Source organism: uncultured Clostridium sp. (assembly GCF_910588715.1).
Lineage (GTDB): Bacteria > Bacillota > Clostridia > Clostridiales > Clostridiaceae > Clostridium.
This window is the reverse complement of sequence record NZ_CAJURG010000016.1, coordinates 1-11334: the sequence shown is the minus strand read 5'-3', so window position 1 is coordinate 11334 and position 11334 is coordinate 1. Positions and strand designations below refer to the sequence as shown.

6 protein-coding genes and 1 rRNA gene are annotated in these 11334 nt (G+C 28.0%); all 7 read left to right on the top strand.

Annotation, left to right across the window (positions count from 1 at the left end; genetic code table 11):
• Window positions 1–90, top strand: a 5S ribosomal RNA gene (rrf, locus tag QZ321_RS12115); the annotation flags it as partial.
• A 670-nt stretch (window positions 91–760) separates the two neighbouring features.
• Window positions 761–2644: a 1,4-alpha-glucan branching protein GlgB gene (gene glgB, locus QZ321_RS12110; protein WP_291750268.1), complete on the top strand. Its 1884-nt coding sequence runs from the start codon at window positions 761–763 to the stop codon at window positions 2642–2644.
• A 12-nt stretch (window positions 2645–2656) separates the two neighbouring features.
• Entirely contained in the window at window positions 2657–4093 is a 1437-nt protein-coding gene (gene glgA / locus QZ321_RS12105) for a glycogen synthase GlgA (protein WP_291742498.1), read from the top strand.
• 27 nt (window positions 4094–4120) lie between these two features.
• Window positions 4121–6556, top strand: coding sequence for a glycogen/starch/alpha-glucan phosphorylase (locus QZ321_RS12100; protein ID WP_291742500.1), 2436 nt, complete (start codon window positions 4121–4123; stop codon window positions 6554–6556).
• A gap of 7 nt (window positions 6557–6563) precedes the next feature.
• On the top strand, window positions 6564–8402 hold the full coding sequence (locus QZ321_RS12095) for a glycoside hydrolase family 13 protein (protein ID WP_291742504.1): 1839 nt from the start codon (window positions 6564–6566) through the stop codon (window positions 8400–8402).
• A 243-nt stretch (window positions 8403–8645) separates the two neighbouring features.
• The gene (locus tag QZ321_RS12090) at window positions 8646–9803 is read left to right on the top strand and encodes a glucose-1-phosphate adenylyltransferase (protein ID WP_291750265.1); all 1158 of its coding nucleotides are present in this window, start codon (window positions 8646–8648) and stop codon (window positions 9801–9803) included.
• Window positions 9804–9823: 20 nt separating this feature from the next.
• Window positions 9824–10930, top strand: coding sequence for a glucose-1-phosphate adenylyltransferase subunit GlgD (gene glgD / locus QZ321_RS12085; protein ID WP_291742510.1), 1107 nt, complete (start codon window positions 9824–9826; stop codon window positions 10928–10930).
• The last annotated feature ends 404 nt before the right edge of the window (window positions 10931–11334 follow it).

The following is an 11334-nucleotide window of genomic DNA, read 5'->3' as shown; positions in this document are numbered from 1 at the left end:
CTCCTTCCCATTCCGAACAGGAAAGTTAAGCTCTACAGCGTCAATGGTACTGCACAGGTGACTGTGTGGGAGAGTAGAACGTTGCCAGGTAGTTAAGCACTTAGCTAATGCTAAGTGCTTTTTGTGTTATATAAAATTAGATTATTTTATTAAAATAGTCTAATTTTTGTTTCTAATGAATATATAATTTTAGAATTTTTTGATAAAGCACTATTATTTAAAATCTTATATTTATTGAAATTTTTTTATTATTTTAGAAAAAACAATTAATTTTATATTGAATTTATTAATAAATAATAAAAATAAATCTTTAATATAATTCTTTCAACTAAGAAAGTAATATAAAAAATTTAAAATCATATAATTACATATAATAAAACATTAAAGCTATACATAAAAATATACCAAATATAGACAAGAAAGTATAATACAAAAGATGAAACGACAAAATACAACAAATTTAATGTAAACGTAAAAATTAGAGGGGAGGATTATTAGATTAAATGTCGGTTAAAAGAAGTTGAAGAGTATAAAAGCTTGATGGTAGAATTAAAAATAGAGAAGTAATTTCTATATTAGGAAAAGTCACACTAGTATAAAAGATGAGGGGGAAATTCACATGAGTGGAGAAACTGGAGTAGCTATTAAGACAAATAGTAAAAAAAATACAATTAAAGATGTTAGTTCAATAAATAAAAACATAGATAATAAAAATTTAGATAACAAGGTTATTAGAAAGAAGGCAAAATGTGAATTGAATATGGAAAATATTTCTTTATTCCATGAAGGGAAGCATTATGAAGCATATGCTTTCATGGGGGCACATGTTGTTTCTGAAAAAAGAAAAAAAGGAGTTAGATTTACAACATGGGCGCCTAGAGCAAAGAATGTTTTTGTTGTAGGAGATTTTTCTAACTTTGAAGTAAGAGAAGAATATAAAATGGAAAAGGTATCAGACCAGGGTCTATGGAGTATATTCATAGAAGGGTTAGAACCAGGAGAAAAATATAAATATTCAGTAGAAAGTATGCATGGTGAGCATAAATATAAAGCTGACCCTTATGCGTTTGAATCCGAAAAAAGACCAAATACTGCATCAATAATTAGTGATAATGTTAAATATAAATGGAATGATAGAAGTTGGATGATGAAAAGAAAAAAATTCAATATGTATGAAAGTCCAATTAATATCTATGAAATGCATTTAGGTTCTTGGAAAACTAAAAATGGAGAATTTTTAACATATAGAGAGATTGCTGAGGAATTACCTAAGTACTTAGTAGACATGGGATATACTCATGTAGAAATATTACCAGTATTAGAGCATCCATTAGATGCTTCTTGGGGATATCAAGGTGTAGGATATTATTCTGCAACTAGTAGATATGGAAATGCAAATGATTTTAAATATTTAATTGATGAATTGCATAAAGTTGGTATAGGAGTAATATTAGATTGGGTACCAAGTCATTTCTGTAAGGATGCGCATGGTTTATATATGTTTGATGGAACTCCAACTTATGAATATGAAGAAGGTTGGAAGAGAGAGAATAAAGGATGGGGAACATTCAATTTTGATTTAGGAAGACCAGAAGTTAAAAGCTTTTTAATATCAAATCTTTTCTATTGGATTAGAGAATTCCATATAGATGGAATTAGAAATGATGCAGTGTCAAACATGTTATATCTAAATTATGGAAGAAATGATGGTGAATGGAGACCTAATATTTATGGTGGAAATGGAAACTTAGAAGCAATACAATTTATAAAAGATTATAATAGTGCGCTTCATGAAGAATTCCCTACTGTAATGACAATTGCTGAAGAATCTACATCATGGCCTAAAATATCTAAGCCTATTGAAGAAGATGGACTAGGGTTTAACTTTAAATGGAATATGGGATGGATGAATGATACTTTAAAATATATTAAAGAGGACCCAGTAAATAGAAAATATCATCATCATAAGCTTACATTCTCAATGGCATATCATTATTCAGAAAACTTTGTATTATCTATATCTCATGATGAAGTTGTACATGGAAAAGGTTCACTTGTAAATAAAATGTGGGGAGACTATTGGAATAAGTTTGCTGGAGTTAGAGTTTATTTAGCACATATGATGGGACATCCAGGTAAAAAATTAATGTTCATGGGAGCGGAATTTGGTCAATTTATTGAATGGCGTGAATATGAGCAATTACAATGGAACTTAATTGAAGAGTATGATATGCATAGAAAGACTCAACAATTCTTCAAAGATATGAACCATTATTATAAAGAAAATAAAGCCTTATGGGAAGGTGATTATAAGGCAAATGGATATCAATGGATTGATGCAGATAACTGTAATGATAGTATATATTCTTTCATAAGAAGGGATAGTGAAAATGAAGAATGTCTAATATTTATATGTAATTATACTCCTGTAGTTAGATATGACTTTAGAATTGGTGTTCCAGTATTAGGAGAATACGTACAAGATTTTAATACTGATAGTGAAATTTATGGAGGATCAGGTCAATTAATGACTGAAAATTTAATAGCAGAGGAAATACCTCATAACAATCAACCATATTCTATAAAGATTAAGGTTCCACCGATGGCAGCTGTTATTTTAAAATTAAATAATAAATCTAAATAGGAGTGTGAATAGATGAAAGTATTGTTTGCGGCATCAGAAGCAAATCCTTTTATTAAAACAGGTGGTTTAGGCGATGTAATGGGAGCATTGCCTAAATCATTAAATAAAATAGGTGTCGATGTTAGAGTAGTATTACCAAAGTATAAAAATATAAAAGATGAATTTAAACAAAAGCTACAGTTTATAAAGTGGTTTACAGTTCCTGTTGGTTGGAGAAATCAATATTGTGGAATTTTTCAATATAAATATCAAGGAGTAATATATTACTTCATAGATAATGAATACTATTTTAATAGGGACGGATTGTATGGATACTTTGATGATGGAGAAAGATTTGCATTTTTTAATAGAGCTGTTTTAGAATTTATTAAACAAGTTGATTGGCAACCAGATTTAATTAATTGTAATGATTGGCAAACTGGAATGATACCAGTTTTACTTAATTTAGAATATAAAAAAGATGCATTTTATTCAAAGATAAAAACAGTATTTTCAATTCATAATTTATTATTTAAAGGAAGTTTTTCTCCCAAGGTATTGCCTGAATTATTTGGATATGACTATATGCCATTAGTTAATGGAAGTGTTGAATTAGATGGTGCAGTAAGTTTTTTAAAGGGTGGATTAAATTACTGTGACCAAATTACAACAGTAAGTAATACTTATGCAGAAGAAATAAAAACTCCTCAATATGGTGAGGGGTTAGATGGATTTCTTAGAAGTAAAAGTTATTATTTAATGGGCATAGTTAATGGAATAGATTATGAGGAATTTAATCCTCAAGATGATAAGTTTATCTTTAAAAACTTTAATGTTGATTCATTGGAAAATAAAGTTGAAAATAAATTAGCTTTACAAAAAGAGTTAGGATTACCACAGAAAAAAGATACCCCTATGATTGGTTTAATATCTAGATTAACACATCAAAAGGGATGTGATCTTATAGTCAATATGATAGATAGACTTCTTCAAAGAGATATACAAATAGTTATATTAGGAACTGGTGACTATTGGTACGAGGAAACATTTAAGAATTTACAATATAGATATCCGGATAAAGTTTCAGCTAATATTAAATTTGACAATGCTTTAGCTCATAAAATTTATGCTGCTACTGATATGTTTTTAATGCCATCATTATTTGAACCTTGTGGATTAGGGCAATTAATAGCATTAAAATATGGATCAATTCCTATTGTAAGAGAAACAGGAGGATTAAAGGATACAATATCCCCTTATAACCAATATACTGGAGAAGGAAATGGATTTGGATTTAAAAACTTTAATTCACATGAATTAATGCAAATTATGGAATATGCATTAACGATCTACAACGATAAAAGTGCTTGGAATAACATAATCAGACAAGCTATGAATTCAGATAATAGTTGGGAAAAATCAGCTATGCAATATAAGTGGTTATATGAAGGAGTAGTTAAGAGACCCTAATGTATACAAACTATAGGAGGTAGATATATGCTATCAATTGATAAGAATTCATTTAAAAAGGATTATAACAATAAATTCGTTCAATTACATGGGAAGGAATTAAAGGAAGGAAGTAATCAACAAAAATATGAAGCATTGGGAAGTTTGGTTAGAGATTATGTAGTTAGTACATGGATGGATACTAATAAAAGGTATAATCAAAATGGAGAAAAACAGGTATACTACTTTTCAATGGAATTCTTATTAGGTAGACTATTAGGCGATTTTCTTTTGAATTTAGGAATAAGAGATATTTGCAAAGAAGCATTAAGTGAATTAGATATTGATTTAGAAGAAATTGAAAATTTAGAACGTGACCAAGGTTTAGGTAATGGTGGATTAGGTAGACTAGCAGCTTGTTTTCTAGATTCTATGGCATCATTGGATATTGCGGGGCATGGATGTGGAATAAGGTATAAGTATGGATTTTTTGAGCAAAAAATAGTTGACTGCCAACAAATTGAAGCATCAGATAATTGGTTAAGAGAAGGAAATGTATGGGAAATAAAAAAGCCAGATAAAGCTGAAATAGTTAAGTTTGGAGGAACAATAGTTTCTGATTATGTAAATGGTAAATTAACATTTACACATGTTAACTATGAGCCTGTTTTGGCTATACCATATGATACTCCTATAGTTGGATATGAAAATGAAGTAGTAAATACTTTAAGATTATGGAGTGCTGAGCCTGTATCTAATGAATTTGATTTTTCTTCATTTAGTAGAGGTGATTACCTAAAAGCAATATCTTATAAAAATTCAGTTGAAGCAATATCATTAGTTTTATATCCAGAAGATTCATTTTATGAAGGAAAAATGCTTAGGTTAAAGCAACAGTATTTTTTTGTATCGGCAGGAATACAAAGTATAGTAAGACATTATAAAAAACATAATGGAGATATAAAATTACTAGATGAAAAGATAGCGATACACATTAATGATACACACCCAACATTAGCAATCCCAGAGTTAATGAGAATATTACTTGATGAAGAGGGATTATCTTGGGAGAATGCTTGGAGAATAACTCAAAACACAATTTCTTACACTAATCATACAATTTTAGCTGAGGCATTAGAAAAATGGCCAGTTGATATGTTTAAGGGATTACTGCCAAGAATTTATATGATTATAGAAGAAATAAACAAGAGATATTGTGAGGAACTATGGAATAAGTATGTAGGACAATGGGATAAAATATCAAGAATGGCTATTATAGGTGATAACTATGTTAGAATGGCTAATTTAGCTATAGTAGGGAGCCATAGTGTTAATGGAGTTGCAAAACTTCATACTGAAATATTAAAAAAGAAGGAAATGTCTGATTTTTATTATTTATATCCTTCAAAATTTAATAATAAGACCAATGGTATAACTCATAGAAGATGGCTAATAAGGTCTAATCCTGGTTTAACTAAGCTTTTATTAGATACTATTGGAGATAGTTTTATAAAACATCCAACTGATTTAGAAAACTTTGGAAATTATCTTGATGATAAAAGTATTTTAAATAAGCTTGGAGAAATAAAAAAGGCTAATAAAGAAAAATTAGCAAAAGAGATTTATAAAAGTAAGGGAATAGTTATAGATACGAATTCAATTTTTGATGTTCAAATAAAAAGAATTCATGCTTATAAAAGACAAATTTTAAATTGTTTAAGAATAATGGATCTTTATAATAAATTAATTGATAATCCAAATTTAGATATAATACCACGAACATTTATTTTTGCAGGAAAAGCTGCTCCAGGTTATTATTTAGCTAAAAATACAATTGAGTTAATATGCAGAGTTGCAGAAACTATTAATAATGATCCTAGGGTTAATCAAAAAATTAAAGTTGTAATGTTAGACAACTATCAAGTTTCTTTAGCTGAAAAGATAATTCCAGCAACTGATTTAAGTGAGCAAATCTCTACAACAACTAAAGAAGCATCAGGAACATCTAATATGAAATTCATGATGAATGGTGCAATAACTATTGCAACATTAGATGGAGCTAATATTGAGATTAAAGATGAAGTTGGAGAAGATAATATTATAATTTTTGGATTAAATGCAGAAGAGGTATTAAATTATCATAAAAATGGTGGATATTCATCATGGGATGTATGTAATAAAGATCCAAGGTTACAAAGAGTAACTAACGATTTAATAAATGGTAAATATTTTAGGGATAAAGATAGATTTAGAAGTATATATGAAAATTTATTGACGTATAATGATGAGTTTTTCGTCTTGAAGGATTTTGATTCTTATTTAAGAGCTCAAGAAAAGGTTAATGAATTATATATTGATAAGGAAAGATGGCAAAGGATGTGTGGTGTTAATATAGCACATTCAGGAATATTCTCATCTGATAGAACTATTAAAGAGTATGCAACAGGGATTTGGGGTTCAACAGTAATTTATAAAAATCTATAGGGGGAATGTGGATTTGGATGATATACAAATTTTCCATGATTCTCACAATCTTGAATTGAGAAATCCTTTTGGTGCGGTCAGTATAGGAAATAAGGTGCGAATCAGATTATGGACTAGTAAAAAGTGTTCAGTTTATATTAATTTAATAAATTTTTACAACAATCAGATAGAAATTCAAATGAACGAAATAGGATGGAATGACAGCGTAAATAATTGGGTTTATGAAACTGAAGTAGATACATCAAATAATATAGGATTAATATACTATTATTTTAGAATAAATTATTATGGAAGAAATATTATTTATGGAAATAATATAGAATCACTAGGCGGAATAGGTCAGATATATTTTAATGAACCAGTAAGTTATCAAATAACTATATATTCTAAAAAAGATGTACCAAGTTGGTATAGAGAAGGAATAATATATCAAATTTTTGTAGATAGATTTTTTAATGGAGAAGAGGAAGGTAAAGTTCTAAATCCTAAGAAAAATACATTTATATATGGAAATTGGAATGATGATCCAATGTATATAAAAGATACAAGTGGAGATATAGCTAGATGGGATTTTTACGGTGGAAATCTTTTAGGTGTAAAAAAGAAATTAGAATATATAAGATCATTAGGAGCAAGTGTTATTTATTTTAATCCAATATTTGATTCTCCTAGCTGTCATAAATATGATACAGGTGATTATGAAAAAATAGATCCTATGTTTGGAGATGAAGAAATATTTAAAGATTTATGTATTGAAGCAGAAAAATTAGGCATGAAAATCATATTAGATGGTGTTTTTAGCCATACAGGAAGTGATAGTAAATATTTTAATAAATTTGGAAACTATGATTCTGTAGGTGCCTATCAATCTTTGCAGTCTCAATATTATAGGTGGTATAGGTTTAATGATTATCCTAAGTTATATGAGACATGGTGGGGATTTTCTAATATGCCTAACGTAGATGAGCTTAATCCAAGTTATTTAGATTATATAATCAGAAATGATAATTCTGTAATAGAAAAATGGTTAAGGCTTGGTGCAGGCGGTTGGAGGTTAGATGTTGCTGATGAATTGCCAGATGAATTCATTAAGATATTAAAGAAAAAGCTTAAAGAAGTAAAATCGGATGGTGTATTAATTGGTGAAGTGTGGGAAGATGCATCTAATAAGGTTAGTTATAATAGAAAGAGAGAATATCTATTTGGAAATGAATTAGATTCAGTAACAAATTATCCGTTGAGACAAATCATTTTAGATGTAGTTAGAAATTATATAGGAATTAAGTATTTTATAAAAAAATACTTATCTTTAAAAGAGAATTATCCTAGAGAGTATTTTTATTCAACAATGAATTTGCTTGGAAATCATGATACCGAAAGAGTATTAACTATGCTAAATAATAATGTCAATCTGTTAAAAGAAGCAGTGGTAATTCAAATGACATTACCAGGAGTTCCATTAATATACTATGGAGATGAAGCTGGTTTAACTGGTGGAAAAGATCCTGATAATAGAAAATCATATCCTTGGGGTAGAGAAAATAATGATATATTAGATTTTTATAAAAAAATATCATCCATTAGATTTAATGAAGAGATCCTAAAAAATGGGGAAATAAATTTTTTAGAGTTCAACAATGGTATATTAGGGTATGAAAGAGTTTTAAACAATGATAAGATAATTATTGTAGTTAATATTATGGAAAAGGATGAAAATATATTAATTAACAATGTAAACTCAAATGTTTTAGATTTATTAGATAATAATAAAATATATACAGTAGAAAACAATACAATAAATATTTTAATAAAAGCACATGAATTTATGATATTAAAAGTTTTATAAGGTTTATAAATAGTATGGCACTTTTATTAATTTTAAAGTGCCTTACTTTTTGAAATTTAAACTAGTTAAAACTTATTATACCTATACTAGTGTGCGATCAAAATTTATATATACAAAAATTAAAAGTGTATTAGAAATAATATGAGTCTTTAGTAAAATTACAAATTTAACATAAATAAGAAAATGTAATTTAGTAAATACAATTATATTGTATAGATTAAGTTAGAGGGGATGGAGAAAATAGTGAGAAAAAAAGAAATGGTTGCTATGATATTAGCAGGAGGACAAGGATCAAGATTAGGTGTTTTAACGAAAAAGTTAGCTAAACCAGCAGTGCCTTATGGAGGAAAATATAGAATTATAGATTTCCCTTTAAGTAATTGTTCTAATTCAGGAATATATTCAGTTGGAGTATTAACTCAATATAAGCCATTAGAACTAAATGCTCATATAGGGATAGGTAGCCCATGGGATTTAGATAGAAGAGATGGTGGAGTAAGTATATTACCTCCATACCAAGAAGAAAAGGGTGGAAATTGGTATAAAGGTACAGCTAATGCAATTTATCAAAACATTGAGTTTGTAGATAGATATGACCCAGAATATGTATTAATCTTATCAGGTGACCATATTTATAAAATGGATTACGATAAGATGCTTCAATTCCACAAAGAAAGAAATGCTGAAGCTACAATAGCAGTAATTGAAGTTCCAATGGAAGAGGCATGCAGATTTGGAATAATGAATACTAATGATGATTTATCAATATATGAATTTGAAGAAAAACCTGCAAATCCTAAGAGTAACATGGCTTCAATGGGAGTTTATATATTTAACTGGAAGACTTTAAGACAAGCATTAAAGGAAGATGAAAAGGATAAGGAATCTAGCAATGATTTCGGTAAAAATATAATTCCTAAGATGTTAGATGAAGGAAGAAAATTAGTAGCTTATCCATTTAAAGGATACTGGAAAGATGTTGGAACTATAAGTAGCCTTTGGGAAGCTAACATGGATTTATTAAAGAGAGAAAGTGGATTAAATCTATATGAAGATGACTGGAAGATATATTCAGTTAGTCCTGTAAGACCAGCTCAATATATTGGAAAAGATGCTAATGTTAAAAATTCATTAGTAGTTGAAGGATGTACAGTTCATGGAACTGTAGAAAATTCTGTATTATTTGAAGGAGCTTATATTGGTAAGAATACTGTAATAAAAGACTCTGTAATAATGACAGATGCTAAAATTGGAGATAATGTTGTAATAAATAAGGCTATTATCGGTGGAGAAGCAAAAATAAGAAAAGATTGTAAAATAGGTAATGGTGAAGAAATAGCAGTTATAGCTTCTAAGGAAGATATTAAAAGTGGAACTATAATAGGTGAAATGGAAGTATAATATAGGGGGTAAAGAGAATAATGAACAATTGTATTGGTATAATAAACTTAGATGAAAATGAACAAAAGACTACGGAGTTAACAAGATGCAGACCTTTAGCATCTTTACCTGTAGCAGGTAGATATAGAGTAATTGACTTTGTATTATCTAATATGACTAATTCAGGAATTGAAGCAATAGGAATATTTACAAAAAATAAATCAAGATCTCTAATGGATCACTTAACTAATGGAAAGCCTTGGGATATTCATCGTAAAAAAGATGGATTAAAAGTATTTAACTTTGGAGATATTGATCCTGTACATGATGATGTTCATAATTTCTTAGATAATATAGATTATTTTGATCGTAGTAAAAAAGAATATACTTTAATTTGTTCATCACATATGATTTGCAATATAAATTATAATGATTTAATTAAATATCATATTGCAGAAGGTAATGATGTAACAACAGTATATAAAAATGTTAAACATGTAGAAGATAGTTTCATTGATTGCCAAGTTTTAAATTTAGATAATAGCAACAGAGTAGTTGGTGTTGGAGAAAATGTAGGTTTAAAAGATAGTGCAAATATAAATATGGAAATGTATATAATGAAAACTGATCTTTTCATAGATATGATATATGAATGTATCAGGGGTGGAAGATATAAGAAGATAAAAAATTATATAAATGGAAATATAGATAAACTAAAAGTTGGTGGATATGAGTTTAATGGTTATCTAGCATGTATAAATTCTATAGGAGCATACTATGATGCTAATATGGAGTTTTTAAATGAAAAAGTAAATAAAGAATTATTCTATAGTAATTTCCCTATATATACAAAACCAAAAGATGCTTGCCCTACTCAATATACTGAAACTAGTAGTGTAGTTAACTCTATTATAGCTAATGGTTCATATATTGAAGGAACAGTTAAAAATTGTGTTATCGGAAGAAATGTTTATATTGGAGAGGGTAGTGTAATTGAAAATTGTGTTATACTTCAAAATACTGTTATAGGTAGCAATGTAACTATGAGTAACACTATTACAGATAAGGGAACAGTTATTGATGATAATGAAGAGGTAAAGGGATTAGAAAATAATCCAGTTATTATTCCTAAAAAAAGAGTAGTCTAAAAATAACCTTTAAACAAGGGAGAGTTAAGATATAAATTATTTTAACTCTCTTTTTGTATGATATATATTAATTAACAGGCTAAGTAATAAGAACATCATATTAACGTATCCTGGTGTATCAATATAAGAATTAATGAGAATTATATTGAAAATGATAGAAAAATAAATATAATTTATAAAAATAATGATTAATATATAATTAAAATTTTTATATAATGATATTATAAATCATGTCGCTGATGACAAAAATAAACACTTAAAGAGTTTATTAGATAAATAGTGACAAAATTTTTTCTTTAGATATTAATGTTAAAAATTTTTAAAAAAGTTATTGACATAAATCGATAAGAATGATAAGATAAGGAAGTCGCTTCGGTGCGACAGAAAAATGGTCTTTGAAAATT